The organism is Flexivirga aerilata, assembly GCF_013002715.1.
In the GTDB taxonomy this organism is placed as follows: domain Bacteria; phylum Actinomycetota; class Actinomycetes; order Actinomycetales; family Dermatophilaceae; genus Flexivirga; species Flexivirga aerilata.
On record NZ_JABENB010000001.1, the window covers coordinates 18450 to 39063 of the forward strand.

Below are 20614 nucleotides of genomic sequence, written 5' to 3' on the forward strand. Positions count from 1 at the left end.
TGGCACGGACTCTGAAGCCGGCGGGGCCGGCGAGTGAGCGATCGCGCGCCGAGGTCGCGGCGCTCGCCATACGACATCGTGTGCAGCGTGGCCCGGCCCGCCCCTCTCCGCCGAGAGGGCCACTTATCGCCCACAGGCACAGAAAACCTGCGGATTTCGGGCCCGAATATGTGGTCCCCTCGATGACAAGTGGGCCTCTCGGCGAAAGGGGTCAGGCGTCGGAGTCTGGCACCGACCCTGGCCCGGACTCTGCAGCCGACGGAGGTGCCGAGTGGGCGATCGCGCGCAGCTCGGCGCGCAGGAGCGCGTCGGCGGACTCGCCCGACGCACGGGCCTCGTCCACCAGCGCAAGCAGGCGCGCGCCGAGGTCGCGGCGCTCGCCATACGACATGGGTATGCCGCGCCGACTCGCCCGCGACAACACCTTGTCCGCAATGAGCAGTGTCGACAGCGACGCCGGGATGCCGGCGAGCAGGTCGGTCTCCGCGCGGTCGGGCTTCTCGGTCGCCTTGATCTGCTCCCAGGAGCGCTCGACCTCCTCCGGCGTGGCGGCGTCGCCGTCGGCGAAGACGTGGGGATGGCGGCGGATCAGCTTGTCCACCAGGCCGGCCGCGACGTCGTCGATGTCGAATGCCGGGTCCTCGTCGGCCGCGATGCGGGCGTGGAAGAGCACCTGCAGCAGCACGTCGCCGAGCTCTTCGGCGAGGTGCTGCCGGTCGCCGGTCTCGATCGCCTCGACGGTCTCGTGCGCCTCTTCGAGCAGATATTTCGCCAGCGACGCGTGCGTCTGCTCCGCATCCCAGGGGCAGCCGCCGGGCGAGCGCAGCGCGTCCATCACCGCGACCGCGTCGAGCAGACGAGCGCCGGGCAGGTCCCACGACCCGACCAGCACCTCGATCTGCGGAGGGTCGTCCTGCCGGGTCAGCTCACCGGCGAGGGCGTCGGTCAGGCCCGGATCCGCGTCGGGCGAGCTGATCCACACGACCGACGAATTCGCAGCAGCGGCAACGAGTTCGCGAGCCGCCTGCGCGGCGGAGTCATAGGCGACGGCCGTGACGTCGATGCCGGAGGTGGCGACGGCGGCGGGCACCGGATCCGTCAGGTCCGCGGCATACACCCGGTCGGCGGCTCCCAACGCCGTCCACGCGTCGCGCGACAGCAACCCGGCCGGCACGCGCGGGGAGGTGACGAGGACGGTCAGCAGCGGACCCGCCGGCTCGGTCACTCGGCGGGACGACCGTTGGGGACCGGCGCCTGCTGCGACGGCTTCGGGCTGATCCACGGCTGCGGCGCGGCGCTGGCGCCCTTGCCCGGCACCCAGGTGCCGTAGCGCGGGTTGATCGTGACCTTCGCGTCCTTGAGCAGCTCCTGCGCGGTCGCCGCGGTCAGCGCACCGCTGTTCTGCAGCTCCGAGCCGAGCGTGCTGGCCCGCATGGCGTTGAGGGCGGTCGGGGTGAAGTCGACCTTGGGGTAGGTGGCCTTCACCTGGTCGTCGGAGACCACCACGCCGTTGGCCTTGCCGAGCTTGGTCAGCTGCGGCTCCAGCGCGAGCACGCCGGCGACGTCCGACGCGGTGATGGTGCCCGAGCCGATCGCCTTGGTGATCTGCTGTGCAGCCGTCTGCAGGTCGCTGGCGCTGGCGCTCTTGCCGTCATACTCCAGCGCGGTCGAGCCACGGTGCATCACTCCGTCACTGCCGCAGCCGGTGAGGCCGATGGTGGCGAGGACGACGGCGCCGGCGATGGCGGCGCGCGCCGGGCGGCCGGTGCGAAGGCTCGGCATGGACTGACCTTTCTCAAAACGACATGCTGATCGGGTCGACGAAGACCCCGCAGCATCATGCCAGCCCGGCCTGTGCCTGCTGCCGTCGGCTCGCGCCCGGCGGCCGCCCGTCAGGACGCGGCGCCGGCCGCCGCTGCGATGTCGTCGAGCAGCACCGCCTTGATCAGCTGGGACGCCCACTGCAGCACCTCGGTATTGCGCAGCGGCTGACCGCCGACGGGCGCGGTCTTGGGCTGCGGCACCAGGATCTGGTGGATCGCCGGCTTGATCATCGTGCCCTTGTAGAGGCGTTCGAGCCGCAGCTGCTGGCTCTCGCGCAGCTCGACCGGCCCGAAGCGGATCATCCGGCCCTGCACTGCGATGTCGCCAATGCCGGCCTGGCGTGCGATGACCCGCAGCCGGGCGACCTCGAAGAGATGCTGCACCGGCTCCGGCGGGGCGCCGTAACGGTCGCGCAGTTCGGCCTCGATCTCGCCCAGCCCGGCCTCGTCCTCGACGGTCGCCAGCTTCTTGTAGGCCTCCAGGCGCAACCGCTCCCCCGGCACGTAGTCGTGTGGCAGGTGCGCGTCGACCGGCAGTTCGATCTTGACCTCGGTCGGGGCCTTCGAGCCGCCGTCGCCACGGAAGTCGGCCACCGCCTCACCGACCATGCGGACGTAGAGGTCGAACCCGACCCCGGCGATGTGCCCGGACTGCTCGCCGCCGAGCAGGTTGCCGGCGCCGCGGATCTCGAGGTCCTTCATCGCCACCTGCATGCCGGCGCCGAGGTCGGTGTGACTGGCAATGGTCTGCAGCCGGTCGTGCGCGGTGTCGGTGAGCGGCTTCTCCGGCGGAAAGAGGAAGTAGGAGTAGGCGCGTTCGCGGCCGCGCCCGACGCGGCCACGCAGCTGGTGCAGCTGGGAAAGACCCAGCTGGTCGGCGCGCTCGACGATGAGGGTGTTGGCGTTGGAGATGTCCAGGCCGGTCTCGACGATCGTGGTGCACACCAGCACGTCGAACTCCCGCTCCCAGAAGTCGGTCACCACCTGCTCCAGCCGACCCTCGGACATCTTGCCGTGCGCCGTGGCGATGCGCGCCTCCGGCACGAGCTCGCGCAGCCGCGCGGCGGCCTTCTCGATCGAGCCGACCTTGTTGTGCACGTAGAACACCTGGCCCTCGCGCATGAGTTCGCGGCGTATGGCGGCGCCGATCTGCTTCTCGTCATAGGGGCCGACGAAGGTGAGCACCGGGTGGCGTTCCTCGGGGGGCGTTGCGAGAGTGGACATCTCACGGATGCCGGTCACGGCCATCTCGAGCGTGCGCGGGATCGGTGTCGCCGACATCGCGAGCACGTCGACGGCGGTGCGCATCTGCTTGAGCTGCTCCTTGTGCTCGACGCCGAAGCGCTGCTCCTCGTCGACGACCACCAGACCGAGGTCCTTGAATTTCACCTCGTTGGACAGCAGCCGGTGCGTGCCGATCACGAGATCGACTGCGCCGGAACGCAATCCGTCGATGATCTCGCGCGCCTCCCGGTCGCTCTGGAAGCGCGACAGCGCCCGCACGGTGACCGGGAAGCCGGCGTAACGCTCGGTGAAGGTCTGCTCGTGCTGCTTGACGAGCAGCGTCGTCGGCACCAGGACCGCGACCTGCTTGCCGTCCTGGATCGCCTTGAAGGCAGCGCGGATCGCGATCTCCGTCTTGCCGTAGCCGACGTCGCCGCAGATCAGCCGGTCCATCGGCACCGACTTCTCCATGTCGGCCTTGACCTCGTCGATGCTGCTCAACTGGTCGGGCGTCTCGACGTAGGCGAAGGCGTCCTCGAGCTCGCGCTGCCACGGGGTGTCGGGACCGAACGAATGCCCCTCGGTCGCCATGCGTGCCGAGTAGAGCTGGATCAGCTCCGCAGCGATCTGCCGCACGTGCCGGCGAGCCCTGGACTTTGTTGTCTGCCAGTCGGATCCGCCCATCTTGTTGAGGCTGGGCTGCTCGCCGCCGACGTATCGGGTCACCTGGTCGAGCTGATCGGTGGGCACGTAGAGCTGGTCGGCCGGCTGACCCTTCTTGGCCGGCGCGTAGTCGATCACCAGGTATTCGCGAGTGGCGCCGTGCACGTTGCGCTGCATCATCTTGGCGAAGCGCCCGACGCCGTGCTGCTCGTGCACCACGTAGTCGCCGGGGTGCAATTGCAGCGGGTCGACGACGTTGCGGCGACGGGACGGCATGCGGCGCATGTCCTTGGTGCTGCCGCCCTGGCCCGCCGATCCGGTCAGGTCACTCTCGGAGAGCAGCACGAAATTGCTTGCCGGCAAAGCAAATCCGCGACCGTAGGCGGCGGTGGCCAACTCGACGGAGCCCGGCGTCAGCTGGTCGATCCGGTGCGAGGCGACGTCGTGGTCGCGCAGCACCTCACCGATGCGGTGGCCGAGGCCGGGCCCTTCGGTGACGATCAGCACCCGCTGACCGTCCCTGGCCCAGTCACGGATGTCGCCGACGGCCTGCTCGGTGTTGCCGCGGTATGCCGGCACCTCCGCGGTGCCGAGGTTGACCCGCTCGCCCGGCAGCTCGTCCTCGGTGAACTCGGCCAGCTCGTCGTCGGTCGCGAACGACGAGAACGACCACCACGCAAGGCCCTTGGCGAGTGCGTGATCGCGAAGCTCGGCGAGCGACCAGTAGGAGGCGGTGCCGAGCACGGACTGCAGATCGACCGGCACCGCGTTGCCGGCGGCCGCGTTGGCCCAGCTGGCGTCGAGGAACTCGGCGCTGGTCGCGACCAGGTCGTGCGCGCGGGTGCGCACCCGCTCGGGGTCGGCGAGCGCGACGTGGGTGCCGTCGGGCAGCACGTCGAGCAGGGTCTCCATGCCACCGGCGGTGCCGCCGGCCAGCAGGATCGGCGCGAGCGATTCCATGCCTTCGACGGCGATGCCCTCGGCGACCTTGAGCAGCATGTCCTGCACGCCGGGCAGCTGGCCGGCGAGCGTCTCCGCGCGGGCCCGGACGTCGTCGGTGAGCAGCAGTTCACGGCAGGGCGGCGCCCAAAGTCCGTGCTCGGCGACTTCGAGACTGCGCTGGTCCGCGACCTTGAACCAGCGGATCTCCTCGACCGTGTCGCCCCAGAACTCGACCCGCACCGGGTGCTCCTCGGTCGGCGGGAAGACGTCGAGGATGCCGCCGCGCACCGCGAACTCGCCGCGCCGCTCGACCAGGTCGGTGCGGGTGTAGGCGGCCGCGGCGAGCGCCTCGACGACGTCGGGCAGGTCGGCGTCCTGACCGGCGCGCAGCGACACCGGCGCGAGGTCGCCGAGCCCCTTGGCAATCGGTTGCATGAGCGCGCGCACGCTCGCGACGACGACGTCGATCGGACCATAGGCCTCGTCGTCGGGGTCGGGGTGGGCGAGGCGCCGCAGCACCGCGAGCCGGCGACCGACGGTGTCGCTGCGTGGGCTGAGCCGCTCGTGCGGCAGCGTCTCCCAGCTGGGGAACTCCACCACCGTGTCGTCCGGCAGGAAGGACCGCAGACACTGCGCGAGGTCGCCGGCCTCCCGCCCGGTCGCGGTGACCAGCAGCACGGTGCGGCCGGGGCGGTCGTCGACGCCGCGCGCGAGCAGTGCGGTCAGCGGGGCACGCACTCCGGGTGCCCCGGCGATGTCGACGACATTGGCCGTGCCGACGTGCGACATCAGCCGCGCGACGGCGTCGTCGCGGGCGAGCAGGTCGAGCACGGGCTGCAGGCTCACGGGCACATCCTCTGAACGGGTCTGAAAGGGTCATGGTGGCAACGCAAACGGCCCCGACTCGCGCTGCGGTCGGGGTGACGTTGTCGATTCTAGGCGGCCGGTCCGACAGGCGTGGATCCCGTAAGCAACGGTGCGGCCGGCGTCACGGTCGCTGACGAGACGGGCGGCCCGTCATGAGAGCTCGTCACCGCGCGGCGCCGCGGGCGTGCACGACGTTCTGCGCGTCGGTCAGCCCGTGCTGCAGCAGCAGCTCGGTCGCCTCGATCGTGTCGGGGACCAGGAAGTCGAGCTCCTTGCGCTCGGTGGCGTTGAAGTCCTTCAGCACGTATGCCGCAGGGTCCATCCGGCCGGGCGGGCGGCCGATGCCGACGCGCACCCGCAGGTAGTCCTTGGAGCCGACCGACTTGCTGATCGAACGCAGCCCGTTGTGACCGCCTTCTCCCCCGCCGCGCTTGAGCCGTAGGGCGGCGAAGTCGATGTCGAGCTCGTCGTGGATCACGATCAGCCGCTCCAGCGGCACCTTGAAGAAGCGCATCAGCCCGGCGACGGCGCCGCCCGACTCGTTCATGTAGCTGCTCGGGATCGCGATCACCGCGGGCTCCCCGGCGAGCCGCACCTGCGCCGCGCTCGCGCCGGCCTTGTGCGCCCGCAGGCTCGCCCCGGCGTCCTCGGCGATGCGCTGCACGACCATCGCGCCGACGTTGTGCCGGTTGCCGGCGTACTTCGGGCCGGGGTTGCCGAGTCCGACGATCAGCCAGGGCGGGGTGTCACTCACGGGCAGCGAGTATGACGCATCGGCCACTCCGGGTCAGCGCGCGCCGGTGTCGATGACCGCCTCCGGCCGCAGGTCGAGCCGCCGCAGCAGCTGCGCGTTGAGCGCGACGACCACGGTCGACAGCGACATCAGGATCGCGCCGACCGACATGGGCAGCACGAATCCCCACGGCGCGAGCACCCCGGCCGCGAGCGGCACCGCGACCAGGTTGTAGCCCGCCGCCCACCAGAGGTTCTGCTTCATCTTCCGATAGCTCGCCCTGGACAGCTCGATCACCGACACCACCGAGCGCGGGTCGTCGCTGGCGAGGATCACCCCGGCGGACGCGATCGCCACATCGGTGCCGGCACCGATCGCGATGCCGACGTCGGCCGCGGCGAGCGCGGGTGCGTCGTTGACGCCGTCGCCGACCATCGCCACCTTGCGGCCCTCAGCACGCAGCTGCTCCACGGCCGCGGCCTTGTCCTGCGGCCGGACGCCGGCGAAGAACCGCTCGATGCCGAGCTCGCCCGCGACCGACGCCGCGACCGCCTCGGCGTCGCCGGTGATCATCACCACCTGCACGCCGCGATCGGCCAAAGCCCTTACCGCTTCCCGGGATTCGGGCCTGATCTCGTCGGCGAGGCGGAGGGCGCCGGCGACTTTGCCGTCGACCAGGACGTGCAGGATGATCGCGCCGTCGTTGCGCCATACATCGGCGATCGGAAGCTCGTCGGCGGGTGTCTCGTCGAGCAGACGCGGCCCGCCGACCTCGACGACGCGGCCGTCGACCACTGCGCGCACCCCGACCGCCGGCGAGGACGAGAAGTCGCTCGCTGCGAGCACCTGCTGCCCCCGCGCGGCCTGCACAATCGCCTTCGCGAGCGGGTGCTCGGAGTCGGACTCGGCGGCGGCCGCCAGCGCGAGCACCTGGTCATCGGTGAAACCCGGTGCCGGCTCGACGGCGGTCACCGCGGGCGCACCCTTGGTGAGCGTGCCGGTCTTGTCGAAGAGCACGGTGTCGACGGTGCGCATGCTCTCCAGCGCGAGCCGGTCCTTGATCAGCACCCCGGCCCTGGCGGCGCGTTCGGTCGAGATCGCCACGACCAGCGGGATCGCGAGGCCCAGGGCATGCGGGCAGGCGATCACCAGCACCGTGATCGTGCGCACCACACCCTCGTCCGGCTGACCTACCAGCGCCCAGACGATCGCGGTGATGACGGCGGCGCCGAGCGCATACCAGAAGAGCAGGGCGGCGGCGCGGTCGGCGAGACGCTGCGCCCGCGACGACGACGCCTGCGCGTCGGCGACCAGCTGCTGGATGCCGGCGAGCGCGGTGTCGTCGCCGATCGCCGTCACCTCGACCCGCAGCCCGGAGTCGGTGGCCACCGTCCCCGCCACCACCGGGTCGCCCGCGGACCGGCGCACCGGCCGCGACTCGCCGGTCAGCATCGACTCGTCGACACTCGCCGACCCCTGCACCACCCGGCCGTCCGCGGGCACCCGCCCACCCGGCCGTATGACGACAACGTCTCCCACGCGCAGCTGCGACGGCGCGACGGTCACCACCTGATCGCCCTCGACGCGCTCGGCCTCGTCGGGCAGCAACGCCGCCAAAGTGTCCAGCGCAGAGGTGGTTTGGGCGAGCGACCGCATCTCGATCCAATGCCCGAGCAGCATGATCACGATGAGCAGGGCGAGCTCCCACCAGAAGTCGAGCTCGTGGTGCAGCACGCCGAGGCTCGCGCCCCAGGAGGCGAAGAACGCCACGGAGATCGCCAGGCCGATCAGCAGCATCATCCCGGGTTGCCGCGCGCGGATCTCGCTCACCGCACCCGTCAGGAACGGCGAGCCGCCCCACACGTACATCGCCGAGCCGAGCACCGGCGACACCCAGTCGAGGCCGGCGGGCAGCGAGTAGCCGACCAGATCGGCGAACATCGCCGAGCAGCCCACGACCGGGATCGCGACGAGCAGCATGATCCAGAAGAGCCGCCGGAACTGCGCGACGTGGTCGCCGTGACCCGCGTGGCTACTGCTTCCCGCATGACCACCGTGTCCCGCGTGACCGCTCGCCTCGTCGCCGTGGGTGGGTGCGTCGGGTCGCATCGTGCCCGCGCCGTGCCCGTGATGCATCGTCATCGCCATACCTCCGTCTGCACTATATACCCCCCAGGGGTATAAACAAGAGAGCATTCCCCACGGGAGTCCGGACAGACGAAAGCGGCCCCGACCACCACAGGTCGGGGCCGCTCGATGCGGTGCGGTGAGGATCAGCCCTCGGACGACTCCTCGTCGCCGCCCTCGGACTCGCCGCCCTCCTCGGAGGACTCGCCCTCGGCGGCCTCCTCGTCGGACTCTTCCTTCTCGATGCCAGCCTCTTCCTCGGCGGCCTCGAGCTCGGCCTCGAGCTCCTCGGCCGAGACCTGCTGGGTCACGTTGACCACGAGCAGCTCCTCGTCGGAGATCAGCGTGACACCGTCGGGCAGCTCGACGTCCTTGGCCAGGATCTGGCTGCCGGCCTCGAGGCCCTCGACCGAGACGATGAACCACTCGGGGATCGACAGCACGTCGGCCTCGACCGACAGCGTCGGGTTCTCGACCACGACGTTGGTCTCGGCAGCGGCCTCGCCCTCGACGTGGACGCCGACATCGACGGTGACCTTCTCGCCGCGCTTGACGATGACCAGGTCGACGTGCTCGATGACCGGCTTGATCGGGTCGCGCTGCACGTCCTTGGCGAGAGCCAGCTCGTGCTTGCCGTCGAAGTCGAGGGTCAGGATCGCGTTGGCGTTCTTCAGCGCCAGCATGGTCTCGTGACCGGGCAGGGTCAGGTGGACCGGGTCGGTGCCGTGGCCGTAGAGGACCGCGGGGATCTTGTGGTCGCGGCGGATGCGACGGGCCGCGCCCTTGCCGAACTCCGTGCGGAGCGCGGCGTCGAGACGAATCTCGTTCTGTGCCATGAGGTTTCCTTGCGTCGTCGGGTGGAGCTTCGAGGTGCTGCCTCGACGCGGGACGTGGCGCGGATGTCGGTGAACGACGACGTGGGCGCGGCAGGCAAGCCCGCAGTGCTGCGGACGCCGTGCGGTGCACACCTTGTCGATCACGGACGGCCGTGCGCGCGTCCCTCGCCGAGGCTGGCGGCATAGATCGTATGACGGGAGCCGCGCCCGGCCCAAATCGCGCCGCTCTCAGGGGGTGAACATCGAGGTCACCGAGCCGTCCTCGAAGACCTCCCGGATCGCCTTGCCGAGCAGTGGCGCGATCGAGAGCGGCGTCAGCTTCTCGAAACCCTTGTCCGCGGTGATCGGCAGCGTGTCGGTGACGATCACCTCGCGGGCGACCGAGTCGCGCAGCCGGGTCGCGGCCGGATCGGAGAAGATCGCGTGGGTGGCCGCGATGACGACGCTCGAGGCGCCTTCGGCCATCAGCGCGTCGGCCGCGTGCACGATCGTGCCGCCGGAGTCGATCATGTCGTCGACCAGGATGCAGGTGCGTCCCTCGACGTGCCCGATGACCCGGTTGGCCACGCTCTGGTTGGACTGGGTGACGTCGCGGGTCTTGTGGATGAACGCCAGGGGCGCGCCGTCCAGGCGCTTCGACCAGGCCTCGGCGACCTTGATGCGGCCGGCGTCGGGCGAGACGACCGTGAGGTCCTCGTGGCCGTACTTGCGCGAGACGTAGTCGGTGAGGATCGGCATCGCCTGCAGGTGGTCCACCGGGCCGTCGAAGAAGCCCTGGATCTGGTCGGTGTGCAGGTCGACCGCCATCAGCCGGTCGGCGCCGGCGGTCTTGAACATGTCGGCCATGAGGCGCGCGCTGATCGGCTCGCGACCGCGGGACTTCTTGTCCTGCCGGGCGTAGCCGTAGAACGGGGTGACCACGGTGATCCGCTTGGCACTGGCGCGCTTCAGCGCGTCGACCATGATCAGGTGCTCCATGATCCACTTGTTGATCGGCGCGGTGTGGCTCTGGATGACGAACGCGTCGCACCCGCGCACCGACTCCTCGAAGCGCACGTACATCTCGGTGTTGGCGAAGTCGCGCAGCTCGGTCGGCACCAGCTGGGTGCCGAGGTCGGCGGCGACGGCCTCTGCGAGTTCGGGGTGTGCCCGCCCGGAGAAGACCATCAGGTTCTTCTCGGTGGTGCGCTTCATACCGGTGGTCATGCGGGTGAATCCCCTTGCTCGTCAGTGGTTTCCGGAGAGTCGGAGGACACCTGCGGGTCACCCGCGAGCGCCTCCTGCGCGGCTTCGTCGGTGCTGGTGCCGGCGCGGCGGCGGGCGACCCAGCCGTCGACGTTGTGCTGCTCGGCCCGGGTGATCCCGAGGCGGCCCGGCTCGATGTTCTCGTAGATGGCGGAGCCGGCGGCGACATACACGCCGTCGGCGATGTCGACCGGTGCGACCAGCACCGAGTTGCTGCCGATGAAGCTGGCCCGCCCGACAGTGGTGCGGTGCTTGGCCACCCCGTCGTAGTTGGCGAAGATCGTGCCCGCTCCGACGTTGGCGCCCGCGCCGATCGTGGCGTCCCCGGCATACGTCAGGTGCGGCACCTTCGCGCCGTCGCCGATCTGGGTGTTCTTGGTCTCCACGAAGCCGCCGATCTTCCCCGCCCGCCCGAGCTCGGTGCCCGGCCGCAGGTAGGAGTAGGGCCCCACGTCGGCCTCGGGCCCGATGTAGGCCAGGTTGGCGTGGGAGCGCACGACCTTCGCGCCGTCGGCGACCTCGGTGTCGGTGAGAGTGGTGTCGGGGCCGATCTCGCAGCCGGCACCGATCGTGGTGGCGCCGTGCAGCTGGCAGCCCGGCCGCACCACGGTGTCCTGGCCGACGGTGACGTCGACGTCGACCCAGGTCGTGTCGGGGTCGATCACGATGGCGCCCTGCTGCCGCATCAGGTCGTCGAGCAGCCGCCGGTTGAGCTCCTTGCCGAGCCGCGCCAGCTGCGCCTTGTCGTTGACGCCCTCGGTCTGCCAGAGGTCGTCGAGCACGTGCGCCCGCACGTGCAGGCCCTTGCCGACCGCCACGGCGACGACGTCGGTCAGGTATTTCTCGCCCGCCTGCTCGTGGACGTCGACCTGGGCGAGCGCGTCGCGCAGCACGTCGGCGTCGAAAGCGAAGATGCCGGAGTTGAATTCGCCGATCTTGCGCTCTTCCTCGGTGGCCTGCTTGTGCTCGACGATCGCCTGCACCTCGCCGATGTCGTTGCGCACGATCCGCCCATATCCGGTGGCGTCGTCGAGGATCCCGGTCATCACCGTCACCGCGGCGCCGTGCTCGGCGTGGTCGGCGGTGAGCTGGAGCAGCGTCTCGGCGGTCAGCAGCGGGGTGTCGCCGGTCGTCACCACGACGGTGCCGGACAGGTCGGGCGGCAGAGCCGCGAGGCCGCACTCGGCGGCGCGCCCGGTGCCGTAGACGTCGTCCTGCTCGGCGAGCACGACGGCCTCGTCGATCTCGCGGGCGGCCGCGCCGACGGCTTCCTTCTGGGCGCGCACGACGACTGCGACGTATGACGCGCCGGTGCCGACCGCGGCACTGACGGCGTGCCCGACCAGCGTGCGGCCCGCGATGCGGTGCAGCGCCTTGTTGAGGCTCGACTTCATCCGGGTGCCGTCGCCTGCGGACAGGACGATGACGGCTGCGGGTGTTGCGGTCACGGGGATCGGAGCTCCTGGATGTCGATTCAGCGGGCACGGGGAGATCGTCCGCGCCGTGGTTGCTGTCCGCCGAGCGATGTTACCTGCCTCCGGCCGGTGCGCTGTCCGGTGCGGCCGCAAGTGACCCAAAGTGGCCCAAAGGTCACTTTCCGTCGCAGTGCGGACGCCGCGCGCCCCACATTCGACCTTTCGGGTCACGTCCTACCGGTCGTCAGCGCCCGCCCGCCGGTAGAGCTCGCCGCGCCGGTCGGCGACCCGGTCGTTGCGGTCGCCGACCCGCTTGTCGCGGGCTTGCGCCAGGTCGACGGTGGCGACGAGCAGCTGCTCGGTGTCGCCCGGTCGGGCGATCGCGAGCGAATAGCCGTCGGGGCCGCCGATCACCGAGCCGCCCACCCAAGGCACGCCACGTTCGGTGCCGACGCGGTCGGCCGCGACGACGAAGACCCGGTTGAGCGCTCCGGCGACGAGGGCGTTGGCGGTCTCGATCGGCCGCTCGCCGGGAGGGCGCGCGCTCGCCGGCCAGTTGGTCGGCACACAGAGCACGTCGACGTCCGTCGCGGCGAGTCGCACCCACTCGGGAAACTCCAGGTCGTAACACACCGCCAGTCCGAGCCGCCCGAACGCGGTCTGCACGACCGGCGGCCGCTCGTCACCGGCGCCCGACCAGTCCGGCTCGTCCCCCCACAGGTGGGCTTTGCGGTATGCCGCCAGCACCCCGCTGCCGTCGACGACCGCCGCGGCGTTGAACACCACCTCTCCGGCTGCCTCGGGGAAGCCGTAGACGACGGTGAGCCCGGTCTCGCGGCACACGCCGGCGAGCAACTGCGCCGTCGGGCCGTCCACCGGCTCGGCCAGCTCACGCGCTTCCGCCGCGGACGCGAAAACGTAACCAGAAGTGGCGAGTTCGGGCAGCACCAGCAGGTCGGCGCCGGCCGCGGCAGCCTGCCGCACGGCAGCCACCAGCCGCTCCCGGTTGCCGGCGAGGTCGCCGATCCGAGGAGCGAGCTGATACGCGGCGATGGTCGTGCTCACGAGACCGCCCCGGACGTCTCGGTCGTCCCATCGGGGTGCGCGTCCTCCCGCAGGTCGAGCGTCGGCGCGGGCCGGCGGAAGCCCCGCGTGAGGAAGACCAGGTAGGCCAGTCCGGCCGCCAGCCAGCACAACCCGACGGTGAGCGCGGTGCCGGACAGGTTGGTCCACAGCCACACGGTCAGCGCGAAACCGACGAGGGGCACCACACCATAGCGGACCAGGTCGCCCGCTGAACGCAGCCCGCGGTCGATGAGGTAGTGCTTCACCACGGAGAGGTTGACCATCGAAAACGCAGCAAGGGCACCGAAACTCACCATCGCCGCCGCGGTCGGCAACGAGATGAAGAGCGCGACGAGCGAGACCACCCCGACCAGCAGCACGGCGTTGGACGGGGTCCCCCAGCGTCGGTGCAGTCGCCCGAGCCGCCGAGGCAGGGTGCCGTCGCGGCCCATCGCGTAGAGGATGCGGGCGACGCTCGCTTGAGCGGCCAGTGCCGATGCGACGCAGCCTGCGACATACGCACTGGTGAAGAAGGTCTCGAAGACGTGCCCACCCAGCCGGATCATCACGTCGTTTGCGGCCGCGTCCTGATCGGTGAATGACGTGAAGTCGGGGAAGACCAGCGCCGCGGCGTAGGACACCACGATGAAGAGGACTCCCCCGGCAAACGTCACCAGCATGATCGCGCGCGGGATCATCGTGCGGGCATCGCGCGTCTCCTCCGAAAGCGTTGAGATTGCGTCGAATCCGAGGAATGACAGGCACAGCACCGCAGATCCGCCGAGCACCAGCGACAGTTTCGCGTCGCCGCTGAAGAAGGGTGCGGTGACCGACGGAAGATCGTGCCCGGCGAACCAGCGCATGCAGAGCCCCAGGAAGACCACGATGAAGACGGCCTGGAAGGCCACCAGCACGAAGTTCATCCGGGCGACGAGCTTGATGCCCAGCACGTTGAGGGTGGTGACCAGCGCGATCGACACGAGCACGGCGAGCCACTCCGGGACACCGGAGAGCAGTGCGTGGGTGAAGATGCCGATGACCAGGTAGTTGAGCATCGGCAGGAAGACGTAGTCGAGCAGCAGCGACCAGCCGGTGACGAAGCCGACGCTGCCGCCGAAGGACTTCTGGGTGTAGGAGTAGGCCGATCCGGCGACCGGGTGCACCTGCACCATCCGGCCATAGCTGTATGCCGTGAAAAACATTGCGGCCAAAGTAAATACGTAGGCGCCGGGCAGATGGCCACCGGTCTGGACGGTGACCACGCCATACGTGGTGAAGACGGTGAGCGGCACCATGTAGGCCAGGCCGAAGAGCACGAGCTCGGGCAGGCCGAGGACGCGTTGCAGGCGGGTGGTCGGAGTCATTGGGCGCCTCTCACGAGCGGTCGTGCACGACCCGGCCGGACGCGACGGTCAGGGTGACCGTCGCGTCGGTCGGCAGTGCTCCGGGCCGGGTGATGTCGTGGTCGAGCAGGGCGAGGTCGGCCCGGGCGCCGACCGCGATGCGGCCGGCGTCGTCGTCGTGGTTGACGTATGCCGAGCCGGCGGTGAACGCAGTGATCGCGGTCTGCGGGTCGAGCGCCTGAGCCGGCAGGAACGGCTCGCTGCCCCGCCGCGCCGGATCGGTGCGCGTGATCGCAACTTCCAACTGCGCCAAGGGATCTGCGGTGGTGACCGACCAGTCGCTGCCCATCGCGAGCCGGGCACCGGAGGCGGCGAGGTCGGCGAAGGGGTATTGCCGGCCGGCGCGTTCGGGGCCGAGGAAGGGCATGGTCAGTTCGTCCATCTGCGGCTCGTGCTGCGCCCAGTAGGCCTGCAGGTTGGCGACCACGCCGAGCTTCGCGAAGCGAGGGAGGTCGTCGGGATGGATCAGCTGCAGATGAGCCACGGTATGCCGCAGGTCGCGATCGTGGGGCGCGGCGGCCTCGAGGGCGTCGAGCACGTCCCGCACCGCCCGGTCGCCGATCGCGTGCAGGTGCATCTGGAAGCGCTCGGCGGCCAGTCGCGGCACGGCCTCCAGCAGCAGCTCGCGGTCGACGTAGCTGAGTCCGGTGCCGTGCTGGGCCGCACATCCGCAGTAGGGGTCGAGCAGCGCTCCGGTGAAGTTCTCCAGCACGCCGTCCGCCATGATCTTGACCGTGCTCGGGTGAAACCCGTTGGCAGCGCCCGTCTCCCGCTGCTCGATCAGGTCGTCCAGCTGCTCCAGGCCACGGTGCCGGTCCCACCAGAGCGCGCCGACGACCCGGGCGGTGAGCTGCCCCATCATGCCGAGCTCCCGATAGGCGGCGAGCGAGTCGGGTGTCACCCAGGCGTCCTGCCAGCCGGTAATGCCGAGCGCGTGGAGGTGGGCCTGCGCGGCGAGCACGGCCTCCCGCCAGGCATCGGCGTCCGGGCGCGGGACCACCCGGGCGTCGAAGCCGTAGGCGGCGCCCTGGTGCAGCGCACCGGTCGGTGTGCCGTCCGGACCGCGTTCATACCGGCCGTCGGCCGGGTCGGGCGTCGCGGCGGTGATGCCGCCGAGCTCGAGCGCTCGCGAATTGGCCCAGGCGCCGTGCATGTCGCGGTTCATCAGGAACACCGGCCGGTCGGGCACGACGGCGTCGAGGTCCTCCTTGCTGGGAGCGCCGCCGGGAAAGTGCTCCATCGCCCAGCCGCCGCCGACGATCCACTCGCGGCCCGGGTGTGTGGCCGCGTAGTCGGCGACGCGCCGCAGGTAGGCCTGCCGGCTGTGGTCGTCGTTGAGCCAGACCCGGCCCAGGTTGAGACCGGCGAACGGCGCGTGGACGTCCTGAAAGCCCGGCAGCAGTAGGCCACCCGCTGCATCGACGACCCGGGTGCCCGGTCCGGCGGATGCCTCGGCGTCCGGGCCGAGCGCGGTGATGCGGTCGCCGGTGACGGCCACGGCGGACGCCTCACGGGCGGCATCGCCGAAGACTCGCGCGTTGCGGATCACCAGGTCGGGGACGGCTTGCGGCATGTGACCTCCTTCACAGCTGCTCCCATGGAAGCACGTGCCGAAACGATTCGGCAATAGGGATTCGTGATGTGGGACGCCTCTGGGTGGCGGCCGGACCCGTCGGGAGTGCGTAGCGGATCGGGCGTGCGGCGGCGCACTAGAGTGACCGCCATGGCCGCGCAACGGATCACGATCCGCGATGTCGCGCGCGCTGCGGGGGTGTCGACCACGACCGTCTCGGATGCCTTGTCGGGTCGCGGCCGGATGAACGAGGAGACGCGCGAGCGGGTGCGGGCGACCGCCGAGCAGCTCGGTTATGTGGCCAGCGCGGCGGCCCGCAACCTACGCCTCGGCCGCTCGGGCACGATCGGCGTCTACCTGCCCAATCAGACCGTCGGTTACGACTACTACACCTACCTGTCGCGCGGCGCCGCCCAGGAGGCGCTCGGGCACGGTTACGCGCTGACGATGATCCCGCCGTGGGACGACGCCGCGCAGTTGCGAGCGCTCCACCTGGACGCACTGATCGTCTCCGACCCGAGCACGAACGACCCGGTGATGCCGATCCTGCGCGGCCTGCCGGTGCCGATGGTGACGTGCGAACCCGACCTCGCCGACGGGGCCGACCCGGCGGCCGTCATACGGATCGATCATGCGCGGTCGGTGCGAAACCTGTTGCGGCACTTGCGATCCCAAGGAGCGCGCCGCATCGCCGCACTCACCCCGCCGACCGACACCGGTTTCGGTGTCGAGCTGCGCGAGTCGCTGGCCGTGCCCGACGTCGAGCTGTATGACGTGGGTTTCGCCTTCGTGCCGGACGAGCTCACCGAGTCGATGCACCAGGTGCTCGCCGACCGGCCGGACGCCATCCTGTGCACCCCGGACGGCGCCGCCGCCATGGCGATGGACCTGCTCCCCGGTCAGGTGCGCGTGCCGGAGGACATGCTCTTCGCGGCATACACCGACACCCCGGGCCTCGCGCTGGCCCGTCCGTCGGTCACCGCGGTCGACCTGCAACCAGCCCTCACCGGCGCCCTCGCCGTCCGCGCCGCGCTCCGCGCGCTGGGCCAGGACCTACCGCGAGGGCCCCGCCGGGTCGCCACCGAGTTGCGGGTGCGCGAGTCGAGCACGCGACGGCGCTGATCGCCGGGAGCGCGGGCGGCGGCATACACATCGCGGTGAATAGACCGCGATCTGCACCGCGGGAGGCCGCAGTCCGCTTCGGGTTACCAGAGCCTTTCGACCGTGTCAGCCAGGGCCTCCCCCTGAGCGCGGCCGGCTTCCGCCGCAGCCTTGCGGCGTGCGGGATCATATGGGTTGGGTCCGATGGCTTCGACGCTTCGCTCGTCCGGCGCGATCAGACATACCTCGGCCTGCTCCGCCAAGGCTTCGGCGTCCGCGGCCGCACCGGGAATCTGTCCGTAGCCGGCCGGCATCGGTGCTAGGACGACGATCCGGTCGTGACCGGCGGCCAGGCGTGCGTTGGCGGTGGACACCATGCCGCCGTCCACCCAGGAGCGACCCAAGAAGTGTTCGAGCGGCCAGACACCGGGGACCGCACCGCTGGCCGAAACGGCCTCGGCCAGTGAGACGCCCGCGTGCTCGTCGAAGAGCTGCAGCTCGCCCGTGTCGGCGTCGATCGCGGTGACCTGCAAGCCGGCCGGCCACTCGCTGGTGACCAGACGTGAGGCGACGACCTGCCGACGGACGGCTGGGGGCACGGGCTCGGGGTCTGCTTTCGAGATGCGCCCCATCGCCGCACCCACCTTGCGCGGGTCGTCGCCGCCCTCGGCGAGCGCCGCCCACCACGCATTCATGGTGGCCTCGGACGCCGCGACGGCCACCTCGTGCTCATCCGGGACCAGCTGGGCGGCAAAGAGCCGCTCCATGTCGTAGCCGCTGGCGACCGCGGCCCCGACGAACGAGCCCGCCGAGGTGCCGATCACCGAAGTGGCCTTGCCCCAGTCGATCCCCCGCGCGCTGAGCCCTGCCAGGACACCGACTTCCCACGCGATCCCGGTCACTCCGCCCCCGCCGAGGACGAGAGCGCGCGACAGGGGCTGGGTCGAATTCGCCATTTCATGACTCCTCGTGTGCTGCGCCAGGACACGCCATTGCGATGTCCCGAGAAATCACCCCGGCTCCCCGGGTAGGAATCGAACCTACGTCGCTAATCCTGATTCAAAGTCAGGCGGCCCCTACCAGCAGAGCAACCGGGGAACGTCCCGCACGGGACGCCGACAAGAGTAGGGCAGGTCCGGCGTGTGGGCACATCGACCATGGCGCAGATGGCAGAGTGAGCAGCTATGGCCAGCAAGAAGCGCACCCGACTGTCCGCCGCGGATCGCCGCGAACAGCTGATCTCGGTCGCCCAGGTGATGTTCGCCGAGCACGGCGTTCAGCCGACGACCGTCGAGGACATCGCGGCCGCGGCGGGAGTCACCAAACCGCTGATCTACGAACACTTCGGCGGCAAGGAGGGGCTGTATGCCGTCGTCGTCGACCGGGCGATGCGGCAACTGCTGGAGCAACTCGTCAATCCGCTCACCAGCGGCGGCAGCCCGCGCGAACTGCTGGAGCGCACCGCGGTCGCGCTGCTGACCTACATCGAGTCCAACCCCGCGGCGTTCCGGGTGCTGCTGCGGGACTCACCGTCGTGGCACGGCAGGGGTTCGGCGGCGAGCATCATGTCCGAGGTGGCCAAGCACGTCGAGGAGGTCGTGGTCGAGACGTTCGTGCGCAACGACCTCGACACCAAGGTCGTGCCGATCTACGCCCAGATGCTGATCGGGATGATCGGCTTCACCGGCGAGTGGTGGATCGAGTCCGGCTCCGACCTCAGCCGCGACACCGTGGCGGCACACATGGTCAACCTGGCCTGGCGCGGTCTCGACGGCCTCGAGGCGGAGCCGACGCTCAAGACCCTCTAGCTCAAGACCCTTTAACCGGCCTGCTGAAGCTCCAGCCGATTGCCGACCGGGTCGTCGGTGTGAAATCGCCGCACCCCCGGTATGGCGTCGTCCCAGCGCACCTCGCCGCCGGCGGAGCGGACGGCGTCGGCCACCGCCTCGACGTCGTCGACCAGCAGGCACGGGTGCGCCTTGCGCGCGGGCCGGAAGTCGGCCTCGACCCCGCAATGCAGTTCCTGGCCACCGCCCAGCGCAAACCAGCAGCCGCCCCGAGCGGCCAGCGCCGCCGGTTTTGGCAGCTCCCGCAGGCCGAGCACGCCGGAGTAGAACGCCCGCAGCCGATCCTCCGAGCCGGCCGGGCAGGCGATCTGCACGTGGTGTAGGCCGCGGACGGCGGTCCTGCCGGTCACGCCACTTGGCCCTTGCGACCGACCGCGAAGATGCGACGGAAGGGCATCGGCGTGCCGTAGCTGCGCCGGGGGTATGCCGCCGCGAGCCGCTCGTCGACCTCGGCGAGGAAGCGGCCCCGCTCCGCGCCGTCGAGCACGTCCAGCAACGGTCGCAGCGCGGTGCCCTTCACCCACTCGAGCACCGGATTGCCCTGTGTCCCTTGCGGATCCAGCACCTGGACGTAGGTCGTCTCCCAGACGTCGACGTGACCGCAATGAGCCGCGAGCACGTCGGCATACTCCTGCGGCGAGGCGACCGGCGCATCGCGCAGCGCACCGGTCAGCTCGCCCGCACGGTCGAGCTCGGTGGCGACCTCGCGGATCACCCGATGCGACGGCGCGTCGAAGTTGCCGGGCACCTGCATCGCGAACCACCCGCCGTCCGGCAGGGCCCGGAGCCACCGGTCGATGAGCGGCAGGTGACCGGGCACCCACTGCAGCGTCGCGTTGGTCACGATGACCTCCGCCGGCGCCGCCGCGTCCGGCTCCCACGCGGCGACGTCGGCGAGTTGCCAGTGCACACGGGCGTTTTCGTCGACAGCCCGGGCACGCTCGATCATCTCCGGCGACGAGTCGAGGCCGACGATCGCCGCGTCCGGCCAGCGGTCGGCGAGACTGAGCGTCAACGGGCCGTTGCCGCAGCCGAGATCAACCACCTGCGAGGGACTTTGGGCGTCGACCCTCCGGATGAGTTCGTGGAACGGGCGGTTGCGGTGATCGGCGAACCGTTCGTATTGCGCCGGGTCCCAGGTGGCCATCGGAGCTCCTCACGTCGGTGTGAATTATCTCGACATCAAGATATCTCTTACTATCTCGATGTCAAGAAACTTGATGGCTACACTTGGATGCCATGGCCCAGCAACGCGACGAAGTCGACCAGATCGTCGACGCCTGGCGACGTGAGCGTGCCGACCTGGATGTCGAGCCGCTGCAGGTGCTTTCGCGCGTCTCCCGGCTCGCCCGCCTGCTCGACCAGGCACGCGGCCGGGCCTTCGCCGACCACGGTCTCGAGGGCTGGGAGTTCGACGTGCTGTCGGCGCTGCGGCGCGTGGGACCGCCCTACGAACTGTCGCCGGGGGCTCTCGTGCAGCAGACCCTCGTCACCAGCGGCACGATGACCAACCGCGTCGACCGCCTGGAGGGGCGCAGCTTCGTCCAGCGCAGGCCCGCGCCCAACGACCGTCGCGGGGTGCTCGTGCGGCTCACCGCGACCGGGCGCGCGGTGGTCGACGACGCGATGGTCGAGTTGCTCGACCACGAGCGCGAGCTGCTGTCGCACCTGCCCGCGCGCGACCGGTCGTCGGTCGCGTCGGCACTGCGGACGTTGCTCGCAGCGGTCGAATCACCTTCTGCCGACTGAC

Annotated in this window: 17 protein-coding genes and 1 tRNA gene; 3 read left to right on the forward strand and 15 right to left on the reverse strand. The window is 70.5% G+C overall.

What is annotated here, in order from left to right:
- Positions 1-211: 211 nt before the first annotated feature.
- The 11 genes from HJ588_RS00110 to HJ588_RS00160 form a co-directional block, all read right to left on the reverse strand.
- Positions 212-1225, reverse strand: a complete 1014-nt coding sequence (locus HJ588_RS00110) for a MazG family protein (RefSeq protein ID WP_171150781.1) — start codon at positions 1223-1225, stop codon at positions 212-214.
- On the reverse strand, positions 1222-1782 hold the full coding sequence (locus HJ588_RS00115) for a hypothetical protein (RefSeq protein WP_171150783.1): 561 nt from the start codon (positions 1780-1782) through the stop codon (positions 1222-1224). The genes HJ588_RS00110 and HJ588_RS00115 overlap by 4 nt, the downstream gene beginning before the upstream one ends.
- A gap of 110 nt (positions 1783-1892) precedes the next feature.
- Positions 1893-5441 (reverse strand): transcription-repair coupling factor, encoded by a 3549-nt coding sequence (mfd, locus tag HJ588_RS00120; RefSeq protein WP_171155194.1) that lies wholly within the window; start codon positions 5439-5441, stop codon positions 1893-1895.
- A 241-nt stretch (positions 5442-5682) separates the two neighbouring features.
- Positions 5683-6273, reverse strand: a complete 591-nt coding sequence (gene pth / locus HJ588_RS00125; RefSeq protein WP_171150785.1) for an aminoacyl-tRNA hydrolase — start codon at positions 6271-6273, stop codon at positions 5683-5685.
- A gap of 33 nt (positions 6274-6306) precedes the next feature.
- Positions 6307-8394: a copper-translocating P-type ATPase gene (locus HJ588_RS00130; RefSeq protein WP_425483521.1), complete on the reverse strand. Its 2088-nt coding sequence runs from the start codon at positions 8392-8394 to the stop codon at positions 6307-6309.
- A gap of 131 nt (positions 8395-8525) precedes the next feature.
- Complete coding sequence (locus HJ588_RS00135; protein ID WP_171150788.1) at positions 8526-9215, reverse strand: 50S ribosomal protein L25/general stress protein Ctc; 690 nt, start codon at positions 9213-9215, stop codon at positions 8526-8528.
- 228 nt (positions 9216-9443) lie between these two features.
- Positions 9444-10421 carry a ribose-phosphate diphosphokinase gene (locus tag HJ588_RS00140; protein WP_171150790.1) on the reverse strand — a complete coding sequence of 326 codons (978 nt, stop codon included), beginning with the start codon at positions 10419-10421 and terminating at the stop codon, positions 9444-9446.
- Positions 10418-11908, reverse strand: a complete 1491-nt coding sequence (gene glmU, locus HJ588_RS00145; protein ID WP_171150792.1) for a bifunctional UDP-N-acetylglucosamine diphosphorylase/glucosamine-1-phosphate N-acetyltransferase GlmU — start codon at positions 11906-11908, stop codon at positions 10418-10420. The genes HJ588_RS00140 and glmU overlap by 4 nt, the downstream gene beginning before the upstream one ends.
- A 201-nt stretch (positions 11909-12109) precedes the next feature.
- Positions 12110-12940: a nitrilase-related carbon-nitrogen hydrolase gene (locus HJ588_RS00150; protein WP_171150794.1), complete on the reverse strand. Its 831-nt coding sequence runs from the start codon at positions 12938-12940 to the stop codon at positions 12110-12112.
- Positions 12937-14304, reverse strand: a complete 1368-nt coding sequence (locus HJ588_RS00155; RefSeq protein ID WP_171150796.1) for an APC family permease — start codon at positions 14302-14304, stop codon at positions 12937-12939. The genes HJ588_RS00150 and HJ588_RS00155 overlap by 4 nt, the downstream gene beginning before the upstream one ends.
- Before the next feature lie 10 nt (positions 14305-14314).
- Complete coding sequence (locus HJ588_RS00160; RefSeq protein ID WP_171150798.1) at positions 14315-15916, reverse strand: amidohydrolase; 1602 nt, start codon at positions 15914-15916, stop codon at positions 14315-14317.
- A gap of 150 nt (positions 15917-16066) precedes the next feature.
- Here HJ588_RS00160 and HJ588_RS00165 point away from each other — a divergent pair, with 150 nt between their 5' ends.
- Positions 16067-17038 (forward strand): LacI family DNA-binding transcriptional regulator, encoded by a 972-nt coding sequence (locus HJ588_RS00165; protein ID WP_171150800.1) that lies wholly within the window; start codon positions 16067-16069, stop codon positions 17036-17038.
- An 83-nt stretch (positions 17039-17121) separates the two neighbouring features.
- On the opposite strand, the gene HJ588_RS00170 is transcribed toward HJ588_RS00165, so the two are convergent.
- The gene (locus HJ588_RS00170) at positions 17122-17973 is read right to left on the reverse strand and encodes a patatin-like phospholipase family protein (protein ID WP_171150802.1); all 852 of its coding nucleotides are present in this window, start codon (positions 17971-17973) and stop codon (positions 17122-17124) included.
- 63 nt (positions 17974-18036) lie between these two features.
- Positions 18037-18115: transfer RNA gene (locus HJ588_RS00175), tRNA-Gln, on the reverse strand.
- Positions 18116-18201: 86 nt separating this feature from the next.
- On the opposite strand from HJ588_RS00175, the gene HJ588_RS00180 reads away from it, so the two are divergent.
- The gene (locus HJ588_RS00180) at positions 18202-18825 is read left to right on the forward strand and encodes a TetR/AcrR family transcriptional regulator (protein WP_171150805.1); all 624 of its coding nucleotides are present in this window, start codon (positions 18202-18204) and stop codon (positions 18823-18825) included.
- Between the two features lie 11 nt (positions 18826-18836).
- Here the strand turns inward: HJ588_RS00180 and HJ588_RS00185 are convergent, their stop codons facing one another.
- A complete protein-coding gene (locus tag HJ588_RS00185) occupies positions 18837-19214 on the reverse strand; it encodes a VOC family protein (RefSeq protein WP_171150807.1) in 378 nt (125 codons plus the stop codon).
- The gene (locus tag HJ588_RS00190; RefSeq protein ID WP_171150809.1) at positions 19211-20011 is read right to left on the reverse strand and encodes a methyltransferase domain-containing protein; all 801 of its coding nucleotides are present in this window, start codon (positions 20009-20011) and stop codon (positions 19211-19213) included. Before HJ588_RS00190 ends, HJ588_RS00185 begins: the two co-directional genes overlap by 4 nt.
- A gap of 92 nt (positions 20012-20103) precedes the next feature.
- Between HJ588_RS00190 and HJ588_RS00195 the strand changes: the two genes are divergently transcribed.
- Complete coding sequence (locus HJ588_RS00195) at positions 20104-20613, forward strand: MarR family winged helix-turn-helix transcriptional regulator (protein ID WP_171150812.1); 510 nt, start codon at positions 20104-20106, stop codon at positions 20611-20613.
- The last annotated feature ends 1 nt before the right edge of the window (position 20614 follow it).